Source organism: Lysinibacillus fusiformis, assembly GCF_016925635.1.
Lineage (GTDB): Bacteria > Bacillota > Bacilli > Bacillales_A > Planococcaceae > Lysinibacillus > Lysinibacillus fusiformis_F.
The window spans coordinates 133,333-152,799 of record NZ_CP070490.1; the positions used below are offsets into that span (position 1 = coordinate 133,333).

General features: G+C 39.3%; 22 protein-coding genes. 4 read left to right on the top strand and 18 right to left on the bottom strand.

Translation table 11 applies throughout. The features are described from left to right. Positions 1–102: 102 nt before the first annotated feature. From JTI58_RS00620 to gpr, 3 genes are all read right to left on the bottom strand, one after another. Positions 103–1,998: an acyltransferase family protein gene (locus JTI58_RS00620; protein ID WP_205444519.1), complete on the bottom strand. Its 1,896-nt coding sequence runs from the start codon at positions 1,996–1,998 to the stop codon at positions 103–105. 601 nt (positions 1,999–2,599) lie between these two features. Next, positions 2,600–3,454: a stage II sporulation protein P gene (gene spoIIP, locus JTI58_RS00625; RefSeq protein WP_243456267.1), complete on the bottom strand. Its 855-nt coding sequence runs from the start codon at positions 3,452–3,454 to the stop codon at positions 2,600–2,602. Positions 3,455–3,574: 120 nt separating this feature from the next. After that, positions 3,575–4,591: a GPR endopeptidase gene (gene gpr / locus JTI58_RS00630; protein ID WP_205444523.1), complete on the bottom strand. Its 1,017-nt coding sequence runs from the start codon at positions 4,589–4,591 to the stop codon at positions 3,575–3,577. A gap of 163 nt (positions 4,592–4,754) precedes the next feature. On the opposite strand from gpr, the gene rpsT reads away from it, so the two are divergent. Beyond that, positions 4,755–5,003 carry a 30S ribosomal protein S20 gene (rpsT, locus tag JTI58_RS00635; protein WP_004226906.1) on the top strand — a complete coding sequence of 83 codons (249 nt, stop codon included), beginning with the start codon at positions 4,755–4,757 and terminating at the stop codon, positions 5,001–5,003. Between the two features lie 95 nt (positions 5,004–5,098). Here rpsT and holA read toward each other — a convergent pair whose 3' ends face one another. Further along, positions 5,099–6,109 (bottom strand): DNA polymerase III subunit delta, encoded by a 1,011-nt coding sequence (holA, locus tag JTI58_RS00640; protein ID WP_205444524.1) that lies wholly within the window; start codon positions 6,107–6,109, stop codon positions 5,099–5,101. A 165-nt stretch (positions 6,110–6,274) separates the two neighbouring features. Here holA and JTI58_RS00645 point away from each other — a divergent pair, with 165 nt between their 5' ends. Then, positions 6,275–6,412: a YqzM family protein gene (locus JTI58_RS00645; protein WP_036121877.1), complete on the top strand. Its 138-nt coding sequence runs from the start codon at positions 6,275–6,277 to the stop codon at positions 6,410–6,412. A 47-nt stretch (positions 6,413–6,459) separates the two neighbouring features. Here JTI58_RS00645 and JTI58_RS00650 read toward each other — a convergent pair whose 3' ends face one another. The 12 genes from JTI58_RS00650 to JTI58_RS00705 form a co-directional block, all read right to left on the bottom strand. Next, a complete protein-coding gene (locus JTI58_RS00650) occupies positions 6,460–8,715 on the bottom strand; it encodes a DNA internalization-related competence protein ComEC/Rec2 (RefSeq protein ID WP_205444526.1) in 2,256 nt (751 codons plus the stop codon). A gap of 14 nt (positions 8,716–8,729) precedes the next feature. Beyond that, entirely contained in the window at positions 8,730–9,299 is a 570-nt protein-coding gene (locus tag JTI58_RS00655) for a ComE operon protein 2 (RefSeq protein WP_205444527.1), read from the bottom strand. Positions 9,300–9,405: 106 nt separating this feature from the next. After that, complete coding sequence (locus tag JTI58_RS00660; protein ID WP_205444529.1) at positions 9,406–10,035, bottom strand: helix-hairpin-helix domain-containing protein; 630 nt, start codon at positions 10,033–10,035, stop codon at positions 9,406–9,408. A gap of 401 nt (positions 10,036–10,436) precedes the next feature. Then, positions 10,437–11,174: a class I SAM-dependent DNA methyltransferase gene (locus JTI58_RS00665; protein ID WP_205444531.1), complete on the bottom strand. Its 738-nt coding sequence runs from the start codon at positions 11,172–11,174 to the stop codon at positions 10,437–10,439. Beyond that, positions 11,175–11,519: a ribosome silencing factor gene (gene rsfS / locus JTI58_RS00670; protein WP_008180916.1), complete on the bottom strand. Its 345-nt coding sequence runs from the start codon at positions 11,517–11,519 to the stop codon at positions 11,175–11,177. Further along, positions 11,516–12,088: a bis(5'-nucleosyl)-tetraphosphatase (symmetrical) YqeK gene (gene yqeK, locus JTI58_RS00675; protein ID WP_205444533.1), complete on the bottom strand. Its 573-nt coding sequence runs from the start codon at positions 12,086–12,088 to the stop codon at positions 11,516–11,518. Before yqeK ends, rsfS begins: the two co-directional genes overlap by 4 nt. Next, entirely contained in the window at positions 12,057–12,647 is a 591-nt protein-coding gene (locus JTI58_RS00680; protein ID WP_205444534.1) for a nicotinate-nucleotide adenylyltransferase, read from the bottom strand. The genes yqeK and JTI58_RS00680 overlap by 32 nt, the downstream gene beginning before the upstream one ends. A gap of 9 nt (positions 12,648–12,656) precedes the next feature. Beyond that, complete coding sequence (yhbY, locus tag JTI58_RS00685; RefSeq protein WP_205444536.1) at positions 12,657–12,959, bottom strand: ribosome assembly RNA-binding protein YhbY; 303 nt, start codon at positions 12,957–12,959, stop codon at positions 12,657–12,659. A 5-nt stretch (positions 12,960–12,964) separates the two neighbouring features. Beyond that, entirely contained in the window at positions 12,965–13,795 is an 831-nt protein-coding gene (aroE, locus tag JTI58_RS00690) for a shikimate dehydrogenase (RefSeq protein ID WP_205444537.1), read from the bottom strand. A 33-nt stretch (positions 13,796–13,828) separates the two neighbouring features. Continuing rightward, positions 13,829–14,932, bottom strand: a complete 1,104-nt coding sequence (gene yqeH, locus JTI58_RS00695) for a ribosome biogenesis GTPase YqeH (RefSeq protein ID WP_205444539.1) — start codon at positions 14,930–14,932, stop codon at positions 13,829–13,831. After that, the gene (locus JTI58_RS00700) at positions 14,929–15,450 is read right to left on the bottom strand and encodes a YqeG family HAD IIIA-type phosphatase (protein ID WP_058844216.1); all 522 of its coding nucleotides are present in this window, start codon (positions 15,448–15,450) and stop codon (positions 14,929–14,931) included. The genes yqeH and JTI58_RS00700 overlap by 4 nt, the downstream gene beginning before the upstream one ends. A gap of 36 nt (positions 15,451–15,486) precedes the next feature. Beyond that, positions 15,487–16,269: a phosphatidylserine decarboxylase gene (locus JTI58_RS00705; RefSeq protein ID WP_205444540.1), complete on the bottom strand. Its 783-nt coding sequence runs from the start codon at positions 16,267–16,269 to the stop codon at positions 15,487–15,489. Positions 16,270–16,405: 136 nt separating this feature from the next. On the opposite strand from JTI58_RS00705, the gene pssA reads away from it, so the two are divergent. Both pssA and sigK read left to right on the top strand, forming a co-directional pair. Continuing rightward, on the top strand, positions 16,406–16,906 hold the full coding sequence (pssA, locus tag JTI58_RS00710; protein ID WP_205447010.1) for a CDP-diacylglycerol--serine O-phosphatidyltransferase: 501 nt from the start codon (positions 16,406–16,408) through the stop codon (positions 16,904–16,906). Positions 16,907–16,992: 86 nt separating this feature from the next. Beyond that, positions 16,993–17,700 (top strand): RNA polymerase sporulation sigma factor SigK, encoded by a 708-nt coding sequence (gene sigK, locus JTI58_RS00715; protein WP_004226867.1) that lies wholly within the window; start codon positions 16,993–16,995, stop codon positions 17,698–17,700. Positions 17,701–18,029: 329 nt separating this feature from the next. Here sigK and mtnN read toward each other — a convergent pair whose 3' ends face one another. Then, positions 18,030–18,722 carry a 5'-methylthioadenosine/S-adenosylhomocysteine nucleosidase gene (gene mtnN, locus JTI58_RS00720; protein WP_205444542.1) on the bottom strand — a complete coding sequence of 231 codons (693 nt, stop codon included), beginning with the start codon at positions 18,720–18,722 and terminating at the stop codon, positions 18,030–18,032. Positions 18,723–18,781: 59 nt separating this feature from the next. Next, positions 18,782–19,441 carry a YrrS family protein gene (locus tag JTI58_RS00725; RefSeq protein WP_205444544.1) on the bottom strand — a complete coding sequence of 220 codons (660 nt, stop codon included), beginning with the start codon at positions 19,439–19,441 and terminating at the stop codon, positions 18,782–18,784. Between the last annotated feature and the right edge of the window lie 26 nt (positions 19,442–19,467).

The window sequence follows — 19,467 nt, forward strand, 5'->3', positions numbered from 1 at the left end:
AAGGTCAACTGTTTTGAAATCGTAACTCTCCAAGAAAAGATGTCAGATATAGAAAAAGTCAGCTACGCAGGTAAAACTGTGTATACTGACTTTTTCTTTATTTTAATTGTTTAAGGATTGTTGAATGAGCTTTGTTAAAACTTCTACCCCTTTTTTCTCTAAATGTACTCCGTCAGGGGCAAAGTATTCAGGGTGATTGATTGCAGCTGCATGCCAGTCAATTAGTGTGATTCGCTCATGTTCCTGTGCTTTTTGCAGTAAAGCTTCATTCACTTTTGCTTCCCATGAACGCGGCACACGTGTATTCACTAAATAAATATCGGCATTTGAAAATGCTCCAAGGAGTGTATCCATTTGGTTAGTTGTAAAATAACCATTTGTCCCCAATTGTAGAATGACTGCATAATTAGGCTGATTAAAACTTGCATAATTTGGTGCAAGTTTGACAGCTTGCGAAACTTGTCGGCCTATTTTTCCATCGATTGTAATCGTCGGATACATAGTATGTAAGCTCGGTGCAATATCAATCATTAAGGAATCGCCAATCGCTAGTATGCCACGATAAAATTCATCCTTTTCAGGCTCTGTCATTGTGTTATTTTCTTCTTGCTTAGGCGTTTCAATCTCCTGAACATCTTCTACTCCCTCTTCCTTGTTTGGAGAAGGCTTGTCGGTTGAGGTTTCAGCTTGTTTGTCATGCTTGTTCAGATCGGCTGTAGGCTCATCGCCATTAATTTTTATCGTTGTTGGAAACGTTTTAGATGGGTTTTGCTGACTTTCGCCTACTACGCCTGTTATTCCTGTGAAAAATACAAGCAGAAAAAGCGGAACCATAACTGTTGATATTTTTCGTGGAAAAGAAAGGCTTCCCCATTTATTTTTATTACAAACCAGATATTTTTGACAATAGACTCGGAATCCATCTTTCCGAATAGGCATCTCAATGAAGCGATAGGATAGCTCTGCAATCAGCAAGATTAGTAAAAGCTGTAGGAAGATGCGCCAATAGGAGGGGTTCCCGATTTCATGAATGGGTGTCCCTAAAACCATGACAGGATAATGCCATAGATAAATGCCGTAGGAACGAGAGCCTAGCCAACATAGTGGCTTCCATGCCAATATTTTTCCTAGTATGCTAACAGGATGACAAATACATGCAATCAAAACAGCAGCATTCAAGCAAAATAAAAACATACCCCCTCTATAAAGAAAGGACTGATACTCATCAACATACACTATGCTTACTAAAAAAATAGTAAGTGCAATGAAGCTCATAGTATTTAGTTTCTTCACATGGTTTGCTGATAATTTTTGAGAAGATAGTCTTTTCATTGGCCAAACAAGGGCTAGCCAACAGCCTATTAACAATTCAAAACAGCGTGTGTCCGTCCCATAATAGACGCGACTTGGATCAGTACCTGGCTGATAGAGTATCGCCATTACGAACGCTGAACAAAGGGCGCCACAAAAGACGATGTATGCTAGTTTACTTTGTTTTTTAACAACAAAAAGCCCAATCATTAAAAGCAATGGCCAAATCAAATAAAACTGTTCTTCAATGGCTAATGACCATAAATTTTTTAAAGGTGACGGAGAACCGAAACTATCAAAATAAGAGAGTTTATGAAAAATGAACCACCAGTTACTTGAATAAAAAATAGAGGACAAAGCATCCCCACGCAAAGTATGGAGAAGCTCTTTATGAAAGAGCATTGCCCAAACAAATGATGTAACAATCATAACGTAGGCTGCTGGAAGTAGCCTTCTCAATCGTCCGACCCAAAATTTCTTTAGGCTGACTGTTAATTGATTGCCCCTTAAAGGTAAAATGGTAGAGGTGATTAAATAGCCCGATAATACAAAAAAGATATCTACTCCTAAAAAGCCACCTCTAGCCCAACTGAAGTTAAAATGATAAGCAATAACTGCTAATACGGCTAATGCTCGAATCCCGTCTAGTCCAGGAATATAACGATGATTTAATGACTTGCCTGACATACTATTCCTTCCTTCAATAATCTCTCAATTTCGTTTCGGTATAATGGTGTTGGTTTTTTTCTAGCTGTCCTGTGAGAAGTTAATCTAAAAGTCGTCACGACCTCTGACAACCGCCTGAGGCTTTGGATAAATGATGTTAGTTACATCCTTATGCCACAAGAAGTAACGCTTTTTGATGCTATTCCCTTCTGCATCAAGATAAAACCTGTTGTCGCGTAATAGAACCTTTTGATTGAAAATCATCCCCTCTCTATTATTTTTTGTTTGTTCACTTATATGTTTGACGTTTGAAATACGATAAAAGTTTGAGAGAAAAATGAAACGTTATCACTTTTTGTCTTCTAAAAAATTCATATGTATGTTTGCTATTGACTTGAAAAGGCATTCCCAAAAATGGTATATACTTCAAAAGTAAACTTGCTTTACTTGCATATGCCTTCATTTAACGTTTTATCATGAAAATCGAGAGCCAACTTGAAAATTATAAGACAAGAATGAAGTGATGGAAAGACAAATAAAGAGAATTTTTTCTGGAAATTTTATTATCATACAATATTAAAAAAGTGAGCCTACAAGAGTCCCACTTTTTAATATGATTGGTTTATTTTTTTGAATCATTTACAAAAGCTTTTGATATGGCTTTACCTATGACAGCAATCGTACGATTAACCTCTTCCTCTGTGTTGCCAATTCCGCCAATCTCAATAATCATCATTTGCTTTGCTAAATCTTGATTGTATCGTCCATCAACACCATCACCACTTTTAGAAATAACCCCTTTAGAGATTTTTGGTACGATGGCATTTAATGTGGATGATAGACTTTCAGCATACGCTGTATTCCAGCGGTAATTGGCATGTTCTGCCCCAACAACAATAGCGATTTTCGCATAGTTTTCCCCATTATATGAGATCGTTGTAAGATCATGTTTTAATGAGTCACGATGTAAATCAAGTATTAAATCATAATTATTTGTTTCTAAATGCTTACTTAGGTAAGGCCTCATCACATTATAAGATTCGTGATATCCTTTACCTTCTTCTTGTAATTTCTTCATAATATCTACATCAAGAACATCCGTCTTTAAACCATTTACATTAAAATGATTCACAATCTTATCCTTCAGGCTCATAATATTGACCGTTTCATGAGAAGTCGCTACCTTACCACTCACTGCTTTCACTATCGGTTCGTATGCTTCATGCGTATGAGTAAATAACACTAACACTTTAAATGGGTCCGGGTCTAGGGCTTGATCTGGTTCAGGCTCTTGCGTTTGTTCCAGTACACTTTGTTCAGCTAAATTGGTAGCGGCAAACACGACTTGCTTATCTTCTGATTGTTTGATCGGAGTCGATGCTTGCTTGTTGAACGGAAGTTGCCCAGCAATGACAGGTAATACGAAAAAGAACAATAATATACCAAATGACCATTGTAGTTTTTTTAGCAAAGTCACACCCTCCTCCCCATATCGTATGGAGGGGGGGTGTTAATTAGAACGAAAATAATTTTCTTGTTTTACGCATAAATAAGCGTGTTTTAGAAGGACTTTTATAAGCATTGTTTTTTGATTTTTTTATAAATCACTTGCCCAATCCATTAGCATAGAAGCCACTAATTTTGCATAGCGATCAATCCAATAGTCTGCTTCTTTTGGTGTCACCATTAATTGGGTGTGGGAGCCAGCGAAGGTTTCCTCAAACAGCTGCTGCCGTTCCTCTTTTGTCCATGTCGCCCATTCTCCAAAAATAGGTTGTACTAACGTCATATCCAGTTCCTTGTTGATATCTGGTTGCCACGAGGATAAGGAAAGCTTCGATGACGGTTTACCGCGTTCAGCCACACGGGCAGCTATCGAACGAAGCATTGTTTCTACCGCATCCGCAATTAATACGGGTGCATCTACTACTGTCGGTATACCAATCGCTGTTACTGGAATGCCAAGCATCTCATAAGAAATTTCTTGCCGTTGGTTGCCAACCCCTGAACCTGGGTGTATACCCGTGTCAGTTAATTGAATCGTTTTACAGAGTCGATTACTCGCTCTTGTTGCAAGTGCATCCACTACAATGATCAATTTCGGTTGTAGACGCTCTGCAATAGCAGCCACAAACTCTCCTGTTTCGTAGCCTGTTTGTCCTGTTACACCAGGAGCATACATAACAAATTTTTCATCAATGACATCTAAACTATGCAGATGGTCAATTAAATAGGGACCTATTGCATCCGGTGTAATGGTACGATTTCCTAAACCAACTATTAAAATTTTATCGTTTTCTTGCCAAGCAAGATCAGCATGCATTTTTTTGAAATTTACAAGCAATTCTTGCTCAAGTTGTGCAAAACCTTCTTGATCTTCTAATGTCAGCGTCGGGACAGAAAGTGTAATATACTGCCCTTCTTTTTTACCAATTTGTTTTTCCCCTTCAGCGTCTACAAGAACATCTGTAATTTTTACTCTACCAGCATTCCGATCTTCAATTTGAATGCCACTTGATTGTTCAAGCTTTTCTTTTTGCTCTTTCGTCTGATGGACAACTACCTCTTCTGATTCATCGATTAAATCTGTTCGTTGCCAATTAAAATTTTGCATACAGTTCACCTCAAGCTGTAGTTTGTTCAAACTGTCAAGTAAATATTCTTTGCATTTATCTATTGCAATTTGGCCAAGCGTTTGTTAAAATGATTTTTGTTGTATTGACACAAGAAATCAATGAGAAGATATCATCTCGTACCTAATTTAGGAGGTGAAATATATGCCAAACATTAAATCTGCGATTAAACGCGTAAAAGTTAACGAAAAAGCTAACATTGCTAATTCTCAAGCTAAATCTGCAATGCGTACTACAGTGAAAAAAGCTGAAAACGCTGTTGCTGCCAACGCTGAAAACAAACAAGAACTTTTACAAGCAGCTTTCAAATCTTTAGATAAAGCAGCTTCAAAAGGACTTATCCACAAAAACGCGGCGGCTCGTAAAAAGTCTCGCCTTGCTAAAAAAGCGTAATTGTTTAAAGGATCAGGTACTCTATTAGGAGTAGCTGATCTTTTTAATTTTATAGAGAACTTAAAAAGCTGCCCCATATTGGACAGCTTTCTTTGTTATAGTTGGCGCAATAAAAATAGCTCTAAATAGCGCTCTCGATTCCCACCAGTCGATTTTAGCTGTAAATCAACTTCCGCTAATTGATATAATGCTCGCAGCAAATTTTCTTCTGACGGGCGATGACGTTGCTCAATCATAAGTTTGACGCGATATGGATGAATTTTTAGATTTTTAGCGATTTGCTGTGGATGATATCCTTTCTTTAACAAATAAAAGACATTTGACATGGTACGAACATTGGATGCGAGCAAGCCCACTAACATAATAGGCTCTTGTTTTTGTCGTAATAAATCATGATAGATGGACAAGGCTCCGACAGAATCATTAAACAGATAAGCATTGAGCATTTTAAAGGCATCTTGCTCCAATGTTTTTGCCACCAAATCCTCCACTAACGAAGTTGTAATTTCGCCACCTTCACCTAAATAAAGGGTTAGCTTGTCAATTTCCATCTGTAATTGTAGCATGTTGGCTCCGACCATCGAAACAAGCAGTTCAATAGCATCTTGTGCAATGCTATTACTCTTTGCCTTGACAATGCCCTGAATCCAGACGGCTAAATCCTGCTCTTTTGGTGTCTCAGCTTGTACAAATAATGCATGCTCCTTCATCATTTTGGTCACTTTTTTGCGTTCATCTAATTTTTCATAAGGAGCAATAAAAACCGTTACGGAGAAATCAGACGGATTCGACAGCCATGTTTCCAATCGTTTCACATCATGATCGATTTTTTCCTTCCCTTTCTCGGTGGCCTTTAAAAACGAAGCGTTTTTAGCAATAATGAGCTTACGTTCTGAGAAAAAAGGAATGGTATCTGCTTCATCCATGACCGCATCTACTGGCACTTCCTCTAAGTCAAATGTGGTCATCTCCAGATCTTCTTCTGGACCCATAGCCTCTTTTAAGCGTTTAATGGTTTCATCTATAAAATAGCTTTCTTCACCAACAAGCAAATATACTGGTGCAAGCTCACCTTTTTTTATTGTATTCCAAACCGTTGAAATCATAATTTCCCCTCCATCTAGCAATACTATTAGTATACATGATTTTATAGCCATTTGTGTCTTTGACCGAATTGTGTCGATTCCTTGCCAGACGGGGAAATCACCTTTTGGATATAGCTTTTATGACCATGTTGTCTTATAATAAATAACAGAATTGGAGGGATAACAATGAATCCATTTGAAGGAAAGAACATACAATGTCGACGTAACGATGCCATCGATTCTGGTGTTGGTTTCGGTGTATCATTTGGCGTTTTCACAATTATGTTTATTATTGCAACTATAGTAGAATTCGTATCACAGTAATTGGACTTATGCAGGAAAAGGGCCTTGGTCATTGGACAAGGCCTTTTTCATTTACTGACTGACCAGCGATTATCCCAAATACGTATTTCGATTGTTCCATCCAATCCTGTTGTCCATGTCGCTAAATTTCGACTGACAAAACGTTCTACTACTTCTTCATGTGGATGACCATAGCGATTATGGAGACCTGCACTAAAAACTGTTAATTGGGGCTGTAGCAGCTCAACAAAGGCTTCTATGCTCGATGTCTTACTCCCATGATGTCCTGCCTTCAGCAATGTGAGATTGGTCAATAAAGGCCCATAGCGCTTGATCAGCTGTTGTTCACCATATTGCTCCAAATCCCCTGTAAACAACGCTGTAAATGCCTTTTGTCGCATGTACAGGACAAGGGAGTCATCATTTCCCTCATAAAAGGTGTCATTAGGCCATAAGTAATAAAAATCTGTCACTCCTACACGCCACGCATTCCCCTTTATCTTTTCTTTAATAGGAATATTTCGCTTGTTTGCTTCTTGCAATAAATCATTCATTAAAGGCTCATTCAATGAACCAGGTGTAACGTGTATTTCCTTCATGTTAATCTCTTGTAATACTTCCTCTGCTCCTTCAATATGATCTGCGTCCGCATGCGAGGCTATAAAAATATCAATGGTTCGTATGCCCTTACCTTTTAAAAATGGCACGACAACTTGCTTTCCAACCTCATAAGGACGATCTGTTTTTTTCCATGACTCCTGCTCAAAGCGTAATACGCCTCCTGCATCTATAACATAGACTGCCCGCCTAAATGGCAATTCAATGACGATACTGTCTCCTTGTCCTGCATTTAAAAAGGTGATCTTCGTTTCGTTATACAACATGGGTGACAGATGAACCCAAATAGCGGGGATGACAAGGACCATAATAGCTTTCCTGAAACGTCTTATTTCCAAGTAATAGAAGCTTGCTAAAACACTTAGCATCGCAACGCAGCTCAGCCAACTAGATGGTTTACCTGGTGACCATAATTGCCAAGGAAGCGCCTGCATATAAAAGATCATTTCGGTCAGCCAATTACGCAGTGGTTCATAGCCAGCAAATAGCACGTTGGCAAGTGGTAAGGAAAGATAGGATAGCACAAAGGCTACAATGTTAAAGGGTAATATAACAAAGGAAAACAGTGAAACAAAAACAATATTGACAAAAAACGAGGATATAGATAACTCATAAAAATGATGAAGTAGTAGTGGGTAAACGAGCAATTGGCACACGAATGTGATAAAAAAAGAACGACTGAGCCAATTCCTCGTCTGCTTGAAAATGATACTGGAATAAATAAGACTAGCAGCTGCTAAATAGGACAGTTGGAAACCAATTTGAAAAATAATACCTGGCTCAAGCAAAACAAAGCCTATAAAGCTAATCGCTAGTGCATCATCCATCGATATACCCCACTTAAAAAAGCGCAATAACATCATTAATTCAACTACAGAAACTGCACGCCATACGGAAGGTGCACCACCTGCGATCACTCCATAAACGGGTAAGAGGATCAATAGCACTACAGTAGCCATTTCTTTGCGAACGCTTATTCTAAGTAACCCTTCAAAAAATAGCCAAGACACCAGCGCGACATGTAACCCGGAAATCGCAAATAAATGGGTGATACCGAGCTTTTGATAGGCTCGCTGCAGTTCATCCTCCATCTGATCTTGTACCCCTATTAGAAGTGCTTGTGCCTCTGCTACAAGGGATTTTGGAAAGGTCCTCTCTATATGCTTTTTCATACCGTGTCTTACTTCAGCAAGAAGGGTGAAAAAGGAGGCACGTTTTCCTACATAACGCCAATTTGCGATTTCAACAACGCCTGTTGCTCCTTTGCTCGTTAAATAATTGGACATGGAAAAGGCATAGGCATGCGCAGGAGAAGAGGGTGTCACAAGTTCACCTTTAGCAACATACGTCATTCCCGATAATGAGGTATGTTCATAAAAATTTTTCTCTTGTTCCGAAGAAAACGTATAAACAACGTAAAGCTTTTGGCCATTTGTTGTTGTAGCAAACCCACGGAGTTTTTGCCCGTTTATTTTATAGTCATTTGACCAAGTTAAAGGGAAATTTGACGGTAAAGGGGGAGGTTCCGTCAGTTGATTGATAGAAAGGAAAAAATAAGCTAGTAGACCACTAGTTAGCACAAAAATTGCAAGAAAACGTGACTCACCTTTTATGATGAGCCACAGGGCTAGTAGCAGTAAAAAAATGAGTAGCCATACTGATTTATGTGCCGCAATAGCAGCTACAAGTACAGCAAGTGCTACCATGATCCATCTATGCTTTAAAGCTCGATGCCAAATAATGCACTCACCTTCTGTTCATATGGGAGCAATTTTTCAGCCGATACCCCACTCTCGCGAAGCTCATGCAACATTTCTGTGTACAAGGCTAGCTTGTCATCTCGTAAAAAATCGATTTTACGTTCATCAAAGGGTACATGAACTACTTCCACTCCAGCTTTTGCAAATAGTTCCTGTGCATATGGATTATTTTTATAATCTGTAGCGTAATACACACGTTCTATGCCAGCTTGAATAATGGACTTTGTACATGGTAAGCATGGAAAATGTGTCACATACAAGTCAGCACCTTTTGTCGGTGTTCCATATTTAGCACATTGCAGTAAGGCGTTCATTTCAGCATGTACGGTACGCACGCAATGGTTATCAACCACATAGCATCCTTTTTCGATACAATGCTCGTCCCCTGTAATGGAACCGTTATAGCCACCTGCAATAATGCGTTTATCACGCACAACCGTTGTTCCTACAGCTAGTCTTGTACATGTACTTCGTAATGCGAGTAAATGGCTTTGTGCCATAAAAAATTGATCCCAAGTAATTCGCTCCATATGACTACCTCCAAAAATTATCTAACAAATTATCTTTCTCTTGCTTTTCTACTATAGTGTAGCCCTTTTAGAAAAGGGGCGTCAATATCACATCATGTAAAAGCCTTTACTTTACGGTAATCGCATCCTTTAGCTTCTCAAATGTTTTATCACCAATACCACTCACATTTTTTAAGTCATCTATCGTTTGAAAGTGTCCATTTTCCTCTCGATACGTAAGGATACTTTGCGCTTTCGAAGGACCGATGCCTGGCAATGTTGCCAAAGTTGCCACATCAGCTTTATTAATATTAATCTTTTGCTCTTTATTATTACTTTCCATAGGTATCGTTAAAAGAGAAGGGGCTCCTTCTTCTAGCTGTTCGCCCTTGATAGGAATATAGATCACCATCTCATCCTGTACTTTTTGGGCATGATTGATAAGCTGTGTGTCAGCATTCTCTGTATAGCCACCAGCAAGCTGTACAACATCTTTTATACGTTGGTCTTGCTGAAGTTCATAAACGCCTGGATACATCACAGCACCCTTTATATCCACAAATATCTGCTGCATCACCGCTTCCTCAGCAGATGCACTCAAATTCTTTTCTTCAATAGGTTGGATTGTCTCGATGAGCTCTTCTTGGGGATGTGAAGAGTCAGAACTCGAAAAATAGAAGTAACAAAGTCCACTGACGACTAGTATGCTGGGGAATAACATACTTTTTTTGTACTTTTGCCATAAAGATTGGAGCACAGTACCATCCTTTCCTTGCAAAAGGTCATCATATGGAGTTACATATATCTTACACTATGGTTAGTTGGTTGAAAATGATAAAAAAATTTCAGGCATTTCTCTTTACCTGTTGAAGAGAGCTATCCTCTTACTTTAGCCTTTCTATCCACCTGTTCTAGTGTTCTATCCGCTACTTTAGCCTTTCTATCCACCTGTTCAGGAGTTCTATCTGCTACTTTAGCTTTTTTATCCACCTATACAGGTTCTATCCGCTACTTTAGTTTTTCTATCCACCTGTTCAGGAGTTCTATCCGCTACTTTCGACTCTCTATCCACCTGTTCTAGAGTTCTATCCGCTACTTCACCCTTTCTATCCATCAAAAAAGCCACACTGCCTCTTACACAGTGTAGCTTCTTTTTCTTTATTTCACCGCACGAATGAAAATGCGTTCACTTTCATCATCAGGTGCCTCATCCGTAAAGTCTGCTGTGATTTCCACATAACTAAAACCGATGGCACATAACCAAGTCATATACTGCTCGATAGTGAAAGTACGTTGCACGTGCTCCTCATCAAAGCGTTCATATAATTCACTTGACTTCTCTCGCACATAGAAGGTCATTTGATGAATAACCGAATGCTCGAAGTCAGCAGGCTCCGTATGCCAAATATAGCTAATATCACCGTCATCATACGTGAACGGACCATCTAAAAAAATCTCATTCATTTTAAATAATGAGTGAACATCAAAAAACAGCTGACCCCCATCACGCAAAGCCGTATAGATACGTTCTAATGTGGTATAGACAGACTGCTCCTCTACTACGTAATTCAAGGAGTCAATTGTGATCGTGACAATATCCATTTCCTCAAACCCGTCTAGTTCGACCATAGACATACAGTATAATGGAGCATGGTAACCTGCACCAGCAAAGCGTTCTGCTGCAATGGACAGCATCTCTTCTGATAAATCGATTCCACTGACTTGATAGCCAGACTGTGCAAATAACAAGCTAAGTACACCAGTGCCACAACCAATATCTAAAAGTTTTGGGTATTGGCTGCTTGGTGCATGTTGTACAACCCAATCTACATAGAGATTGTAAGGAATATCCGTTTGAAGCTCATCATAGACATGGGCAAAGCGTTCGTAACTCACTTAGGCCTCTGGCATGTCTAGTTGCGGTGCATCGCCCCAAAGACGCTCTAAATTATAATAAGCACGCTCATCCTTATGGAATACATGTGCCACTACATCTCCTAAGTCGACAAGTACCCAACGAGCTCCATCGAAACCTTCGACACGGCGAATTTCATAGCCATCTTTTTCAGCTACATCCTGTAATTCACGCGCAATTGCTTGCACTTGGCGATCTGAGTTACCATGAGCAATGATAAAATAGTCCGCTAAAAGGGAAATTCCTTGCATATTTAAAACGACAATGTCCTCACCATGTTTGTCGTCAATTGCTTTGTACGCTGCTTGTAATAAAGTTGAAGTCATCCTTCACTTTCCTCTCTGTTCATCATATCGTTATAACATTCTATTGATAAAGGATAAATTGGCTGCTTTGTGTCAATTAAAAATGCCAAAGTATGACGTACACATGCACTCATCGCCTTATCCAAATTTTTTTGCGCTTTTTTGCGTAGACGATCAACACCATCAAATCGACGGTTCGGTTCAATCATATCTGCGACAAAAATGATTTTTTCTAAACGGCTCATACCAGCGCGCCCAGTTGTATGGAAACGAATAGCATTCAACAGCTCTTCGTCTGTGATGGCAAACTCACTTTGTGCTATATATGCTCCGACTGGACCATGTAGTAATTCACTGCCCCACCCAATGAGTCTTGCATCTAATTCTTCATCACGAACGATCTTCTCCATCCACTCAATGTCTGCATATTTAGCAATATCGTGGAGGATAGCTGCTGTTTCAGCTTTTTTCACGTCCTCTCCATACTTTTGAGCTAGGTCGATGGCCGTTTCCATCACACCGATTGTATGAATATAACGTTTTTCAGGCATTCTTGGCTTAATCGCCGCTAAATACTGTTCGCGTTCCATAAAGACCTTCCTCTCGTATGAACGTCTCTACCGCTTCTGGTAGTAAAAATGTCACCGTTCCTCCAGTCGCAAGGCGTTCACGAATCAGTGTGGACGATAAATCGATTTGAGGCACTTCCACCATACTTATAGGGTACTCGGTTGTCGCCACTGTCCCTGGACGCTTTACTCCGACAAACTGAACTAGTTTCACTAAATCATCGATACAATGCCATGTATGTAGCGAATCAATCATATCGCCACCGATGATAAAGTAGAATTTTACATTCGGTTCTCTTCTACACAAGGCAGAAAGTGTCTCATAGGAATAGGATACGCCACCCTTCTCAAGCTCATACGACTCTACTGAAAAATAAGGAAATGGACGAATCGCACGCTTTACCATTTCAAGTCGTTCGACATTACTGGCATCAAAACGTGCATGCTTATGTGGTGGTATGGCATTAGGCATAAAGCGAATTTCATCAAGTTCTAGCGCATGAAATACTTCATTTGCCATCAAAAGATGCCCCATATGTGGTGGATTAAATGTACCTCCTAGTAAACCGACCCTTTTCATCGTCTCACCTTATTTCGTTGCTTTTGGTAATACAATCTTTTTATGATTGCGTGACTCTTTATATAAAACAACTGTTAGGCCGATTAATTGGACAAGCTCCGCATGAGCGCCTGTTGCTAATGCTTCAGCGACTTCATGTTTATCCTCCTCACAGTTATCTAAAATACGTACTTTAATTAACTCACGTACTTCTAATGCCTCACGAATTTGCTTTGTCATTTCATCATTAACGCCGCCTTTTCCTACTTGGAAAATTGGTGTTAAATGGTGTGCTTCTGCACGTAAAAAACGTTTCTGTTTACCTGTTAACATAAAAATTAGTTTCCTCCTAATTGCGCCTTCAGTTGCGCAATCATTGAATTTGTATTTGGATAGTTTCCTAACCAGTGTTCAAAAGCGATGGCTCCTTGATGGACAAACATCCCTAAGCCCGTGACGATCGTTGCCCCTTTTTCTTCAGCCGCTTGTAAAAAAGGCGTCATTAATGGATTATACACAATATCCGCAACAATTGCTCCTTTCATCAGCCGATCTAATGAAAATGGCATCGAAAAATTGCCCGTGGAAAGACCAGCCGATGTCATTTGCACAATAATGCTGAAATCAGCTAGCGTCTCTTCCGCTTCTTGTAATGAAATGGCACGTCCCATACCCATTTCATCAATAACCGTTTGTGCATTCTCCACTGTACGATTGGCAATGGTTAAATGAAAATAGCCTTGTTGCTGCATAGCAAAGGCAATGCCACGAGCAGCACCACCAGCACCAACAAGTAATACAGGCTTGTCTTTATGAGATACTCCAACGGCTTCTTCGAGTGATCGAACAAAACCTATACCATCTGTATTATAGCCTTTCAGCTTTCCTTCTGTTGTTCGTACAACTGTATTCACTGCGCCCATTTTTTGTGCCAGCTCATCTAGCTCATCTAGATATGGAATGATTGCTGTTTTATGAGGTATTGTCACGTTCCAGCCACTTGCGCCTAATGTCTTCAAACCAGCAATAGCTGATTCTAATTGGGCCGGCGTGACATGTAAAGGAATATATGTTGCATCAATGGACATGTCCTCGAACCAAGCATTGTGCATGGCAGGTGATTTTGAATGTTCAATTGGATCACCCATAACTGCAAACCACTTCTTCATGTTCTAGTCCCTCTCTCTACTATGTCCTTCCATTTAAATCAGTGAAGGACGAATTGAAACTTGTACACCTTTTGGTGCGTAAGCTGCTACTACTACATTGGCATGCTGAACAGTAATCCAGCCTAGCCCAGAAAATACAACATCTGTTTTCTCTTCTTTGATGGAAAATTCATGACGAACCAATGGCGGCAGCTGGTCGATAAATTCCGCAGTTGGGGGTGCCAATAGTTCTCCTTTATGTTCTTCATATAACGCATCTGCCTTCTCAAGCTTTGTACGATGAATTGGTAAATCATTTGCCACATGGATTGTAAAGGCAGAACGGTCTCCCTGAATAAAATCAAATCTCGCCAATGCACCAATAAACAAGGTTTGCCCAGCATTTTGTTGGTAGACTTTCGGCTTAATTTCTTTTTTCGGCATAATATATTTTAATTCACTTGAATCAATATGATGAGCCATTTGATGGTGATTAATAATACCTGGTGTATCATATAATGCACTACCATCATCTAATGGAATGTCAATCATGTCTAAAGTAGTGCCTGGGAAATGTGAGGTTGTGATAACTTCACCCTCCCCTGTTGCCTGCTTAATAATTCGGTTAATGAACGTAGATTTCCCAACATTTGTACAGCCAACAACATATACATTTTGTCCTTTGCGATACGCATCGATGGCTTCCATTGCTTCTGCCATCCCTTTGCCTTTATGGGCGCTGACTAATAGGACATCGACAGGTTGTAGTCCAAGAGCCTTTGCTTCTCGTTTCAACCAGTTGATAACCTTTTTCGGTTTCACTGATTTTGGTAATAAATCTGCTTTGTTGGCAATCAATAGGACAGGATTCTTCCCTACAAATCGGTGAAGTCCAGGTAGCCAACTTCCATTAAAATCAAATATATCAACAATTTTTACGATTAAGCCTTGCTGTGTACCAAGACCATTTAAAATACGTAAAAAATCGTCATCTGTTAATGATACTGGTTGAATTTCATTGTAATTCTTCAAACGGAAGCAACGTTGGCAAATGACCACATCCTTTTCTAATGATGATGGGGGTGCATACCCAACTGCTGTTTTATCTTCTGTTTGAATTGTTGTACCACAGCCAATACAATTTGGCATTTCAATCATTCTTGTTCCTCCCAAGTTATAATTCCTTTTCGTTTCAAATCATTAAATACGCGACGTTCAATGAAACGATTCAATTTTGTTACAAGCCCATCTGATTGTGCAACAGGCTTCACAAGCACTGTGTGTAAGCCTAAGCGGTTTGCTCCCATTACATCTGTAAGGAGTTGATCTCCTACCATAACCACTTCATTTGGACGCAAGCCTAGTTGAATCAGCGCATTATAAAAAGCATTACGAAGTGGCTTTTTCGCCTTGTGAATATACGGGATACCTAATGGCTCAGCAAAATGCTTCACACGAGCTTCATTGTTATTCGACGCAATAATAACACGAATACCTGATTCTTTCATAATGCGTAACCAAATGATTAGCTCCTCTGTTGCATCTGGACGATCCCATTCAACAAGCGTATTATCTAAATCCGTAATGATTCCTCTAATCCCTAATTCCTGTAACTTTTCCGGCGTAATTTCAAAAATATTCGTCACAAATTCGTTCGGTAATAAAAAATTATACAAAATAGCGACCCCTAATCTTAACGTATTATTCGACCATTATAGCATATTTGCAAAAGCTTCACCCATTCGAATTGGGCTGCCTTTTACAACATTATCCGTAAATTTAATCGTATCCTTTTCAAACAGCATCACAACAGTTGAACCAAATGAGAAATAACCAACTTCCTGCCCCTTACGCCATTTCGTTGTTGTATTGGTAAGCACAATGGAATTCACAAAGGTCGCACCCACTTTGATAAAGGCAACATGCTGATTATTAGCTGTTTTTAGCTCTGTCACTAAACGATAATTATGAGAAATTGGTTTTTTACCGTATGTAAGACCTAGCTGATTCACAGGATAAGATTTCTGACCAAGTGTATATTGTCGCAATACTTCTCCATCTATCGGGCTATGGATACGATGATAATCAGCAGGACTTAAATAAAATACGATATAATGTCCGTCTGCATATTGTGCTGCTCGTTCTGTATTACCAAGTAAATCTTGTAATGCATAGGGTTTGCCCTTCACAAGAAATGTCATATCCCATTCAATACGTCCAAAGGATTCCACTTTGGCATCCACAGGGCTGGCATAAACGGTAGGACTTTGTTCAATAGGTCGAGCCTCTTCTATCAGTTCTCTTGTAAAAAAATCATGTAAACACGAAAATTGTTGTTGTTTTTTTGAAACTTCTTCAAGGTTAATATCGTATAACTTCATGTAGCTTGGAATTATACGTTTACTCCACTTCGCTTTCGCAATTGCTTGCAAAAGATGGGAAGATTGCTTACCATTCGTTAGTTCTATCAAGCGTTGATATAGTTTTTCTTTCATACAGTAAAACCCCTATCCATTAATTTAGACTGTCAATTTTTTCGCATTCGAAGTATAATGGTACAATATCTTAAGTGCAAAGGAGTGATCCCCCTTGTTTTTTTATCACAAGTTGGTGGATACCACGGTTAAGAAAATGAAATCGCACGCAGCTAACTTCATCACAATTAGTAATATGTCCTTTGGAGGCGCGGCTATTATGGCCACTTTACATGAATACTATAGCTATAGTGTCTTGTTTATCTTTTTAGCAGCTCTTCTTGATCGCTACGATGGTAAGGTAGCGAGAGCGCTCGGACAAGTGTCTGAATTAGGTAAACAATTAGATTCTATGAGTGATATTATATCATTTGGTGTGGCGCCTGCATTATTAATGTATGAAGTTGTTCTAGTTGATTTTGGTTTTGTCGGCATGATGATGGCCGTATTATTTATCGTCTGTGGCGCGATGCGTTTAGCTCGCTTCAATATTAGTGAAGCAAACGGTTATTTCACAGGTTTACCAATTACAGCCGCAGGTACGTTCTTAACTTTAACGTATTTCGCAGCTAATACGTTCCATCCGGCATTTTATCTTTTCCTTTTTCCCATTTTAGCTTTACTCATGATTAGTACATTTACGCTAAAAAAAGTGTAACAGCACATTTGCTGTTGCACTTTTTTCATTTCCCACAGTTTTTAAACATATACTGTCGAAAAATGGGGAAAGGATGAAATCATTCAATGAGCGGAATTTTTACATCAATGTTGCAGTTATGGCTTGAAATCCCTGCGTTGCTTGGCTATTTAAAGGGGCAAACATTCCATAAACCCTTTTCAAAAGAAGAGGAAGCTGCTTGTATTGAACGATTTTTAGGTGGCGATGAGCAAGCGCGTCTTGACCTAATAGAACGTAATATGAGGCTTGTCGCGCATGTCGTTAAAAAATTCCATCCAAAACATGAGCAACTCGATGATTATATTTCCATTGGAACAATTGGACTAATGAAAGCCGTTGAGAGCTATACCCCTGACAAAAAAACAAGACTTGCCACATATGCAGCTCGTTGCATTGAAAATGAAATTTTAATGCATTTGCGCACTCAAAAAAAAGTACAAAAAGACGTTTCACTATTTGAGCCGATTGGAACTGATAAAGATGGGAATGCACTGCAAATTCGTGATTTACTTCAGTGTGACGAAGAAAGTGCCACAGAGAAGCTAGAGCATAAAGAGCATGTAGCACAGTTATACCACTATTTGCATATGCTTGATGAACGTGAGCTCGAAATTGTGACACTACGTTATGGGTTAAATCAACAGGATGCACTTACACAAAAGGAAATTGCAGCACGCTTAAATATTTCACGCAGCTATGTATCTCGCATTGAAAAAAGAGCACTCATTAAACTCTATCAACTGTACAAACGAGACCAAAAAACTATCGAGTAATATATTGTAAAATGGCCATAAGAAAAATTCAATCCATCAATGGCGGAGAATGTGCCTATTTCATGGCATATAAAAAGCTCCCCTGCGACATGACTATGTCGCAAAGGAGCTTTCCCGTCATACTAATGTGCTGATTCCGAGAGTTCTGCTGAAATCAACGTACCTATTAAAGTTGTAATAATGACTACACCTACTGTTAAAAATAACATCATGAATGCCTCCCATTCTATTATGAAGAGATTTATTAATGTCAGTGTAGCATTTGTTTTTTGGAATAACTGTGATTTTTCTCACAGGATAAACCACACATTTTGACCATTTTGTGTAGTTTACAGTGAGGCAATTGCTTTTAATACTACCTGTGTTGAATGCTTTGCAGCAACTGGTAAAAACTCATCGAAGCTAATATTCGATTCTTTACCTGCAATATCTGATAATGCGCGAATAACTACAAAAGGTGTAGCAAACTGATAACAAACTTGTGCAACTGCAGCCGCTTCCATCTCTACAGCTTTCATTTGAGGGAAATGACGACGAACAGCCTCTACACGTTTAGGATCATTCATAAAAGCATCCCCAGAGCAAATTAAGCCAACGCCATACTGATGCTCTCCAACTGCCTTCACAGCCTCCTCAGCTGCCTTCATCAATTGCTCATCTGATTTATATGCTGCTGGCATACCAGCCATTTGTCCAATTTCATAGCCAAAGATTGTGACATCTACATCATGGTGGCGAACTTCATCAGAAATGACAACAGCGCCTACCTCAAGTGCTTCATCATATCCACCTGCAGAGCCTGTATTAATCACAACATCAGGCTTAAACTCATGTAAAAGGATTGTCGTAGACATAGCAGCATTTACCTTACCGATACCGCTTTTTAATAAGACGACTTCCTTCCCCTCATAAGTTCCTGTTGTATACTCACTACCTGCAATTGTTGTGCTATGTGCATCGTTTAATGCTGCTCTTAGAAGCTCTACTTCCTCTTCCATTGCGCCGATTACTGCAATTTTCATGTACTGTTACTTCCCTTCTTTATCAACTCTATTAAAAATAATCAAAAGAGTGATTTTCGTCAATAGGCGCCTTCTAATGTATTTAGTTGCTCTAGCTTCACAGGCATCCAACCTTCATTATCAACCCATTCCATGCTTACACGATACATTTGAGATTTATCATTGCTCGAAACAGTAGCAATGGATGAATTAGGACCACCATTGTTTTGCATACGCCAGATAATCATATTGCTTTGGTCGATACCTGTCACAGTTGCTACGGTTGCTACCTTTTCAGCCCAGTCTACTGATTTGTCATTATATGAAGACACATGCTGACCTGTTTGTGTTGTAGGTGTTGGCTGCCAATTTTTATTCGTGATGACCTTTTCAACAATTGGATTATCTGATGTTGATTCTTCTGGTGTGCCTTGTTCTTCCGGAGATGTCTCAGGTTCTGATTCTTGCTCTGAAGGTTTATCTTCTTCTACAGCAAGATCTTTCTCTTCTTCATTCGACGGTTCTTTCTCTACGTCTTTTTCGGCATCGCCGCTCTGTTCCTCTTGAGCTGGTTCCTCTTTCACTGCTTGATCTGCATCATCTTGCCATTTAAACACATAGGTTGCTGTGATAATAATAAGTACAACCACAACACCAATTAAAACATTCAATAGTTTATCTAGCTTTTTATTACGAGATGGCTGCAAATGACGACCACTTCGAGTTTGTCGTTCACTCATAATGTCTCCCCCTCTCTAGCAAATAT

Coding starts and splice junctions, on each gene's coding strand:
- JTI58_RS00725 (WP_205444544.1), bottom strand. CDS start 19,441: ATGAGTGAACGACAAACTCGAAGTGGTCGTCATTTGCAGCCATCTCGT.
- holA (WP_205444524.1), bottom strand. CDS start 6,109: ATGATTTCAACGGTTTGGAATACAATAAAAAAAGGTGAGCTTGCACCA.
- aroE (WP_205444537.1), bottom strand. CDS start 13,795: ATGAAGAAGTGGTTTGCAGTTATGGGTGATCCAATTGAACATTCAAAA.
- yqeK (WP_205444533.1), bottom strand. CDS start 12,088: ATGGAACGCGAACAGTATTTAGCGGCGATTAAGCCAAGAATGCCTGAA.
- JTI58_RS00645 (WP_036121877.1), top strand. CDS start 6,275: ATGAATCCATTTGAAGGAAAGAACATACAATGTCGACGTAACGATGCC.
- yqeH (WP_205444539.1), bottom strand. CDS start 14,932: ATGATTGAAATGCCAAATTGTATTGGCTGTGGTACAACAATTCAAACA.
- pssA (WP_205447010.1), top strand. CDS start 16,406: ATGAAATCGCACGCAGCTAACTTCATCACAATTAGTAATATGTCCTTT.
- JTI58_RS00620 (WP_205444519.1), bottom strand. CDS start 1,998: ATGTCAGGCAAGTCATTAAATCATCGTTATATTCCTGGACTAGACGGG.
- rsfS (WP_008180916.1), bottom strand. CDS start 11,519: ATGACTTCAACTTTATTACAAGCAGCGTACAAAGCAATTGACGACAAA.
- JTI58_RS00680 (WP_205444534.1), bottom strand. CDS start 12,647: ATGAAAAGGGTCGGTTTACTAGGAGGTACATTTAATCCACCACATATG.
- sigK (WP_004226867.1), top strand. CDS start 16,993: ATGAGCGGAATTTTTACATCAATGTTGCAGTTATGGCTTGAAATCCCT.
- yhbY (WP_205444536.1), bottom strand. CDS start 12,959: ATGTTAACAGGTAAACAGAAACGTTTTTTACGTGCAGAAGCACACCAT.
- mtnN (WP_205444542.1), bottom strand. CDS start 18,722: ATGAAAATTGCAGTAATCGGCGCAATGGAAGAGGAAGTAGAGCTTCTA.
- gpr (WP_205444523.1), bottom strand. CDS start 4,591: ATGCAAAATTTTAATTGGCAACGAACAGATTTAATCGATGAATCAGAA.
- rpsT (WP_004226906.1), top strand. CDS start 4,755: ATGCCAAACATTAAATCTGCGATTAAACGCGTAAAAGTTAACGAAAAA.
- JTI58_RS00705 (WP_205444540.1), bottom strand. CDS start 16,269: ATGAAAGAAAAACTATATCAACGCTTGATAGAACTAACGAATGGTAAG.
- JTI58_RS00650 (WP_205444526.1), bottom strand. CDS start 8,715: ATGGTAGCACTTGCTGTACTTGTAGCTGCTATTGCGGCACATAAATCA.
- JTI58_RS00655 (WP_205444527.1), bottom strand. CDS start 9,299: ATGGAGCGAATTACTTGGGATCAATTTTTTATGGCACAAAGCCATTTA.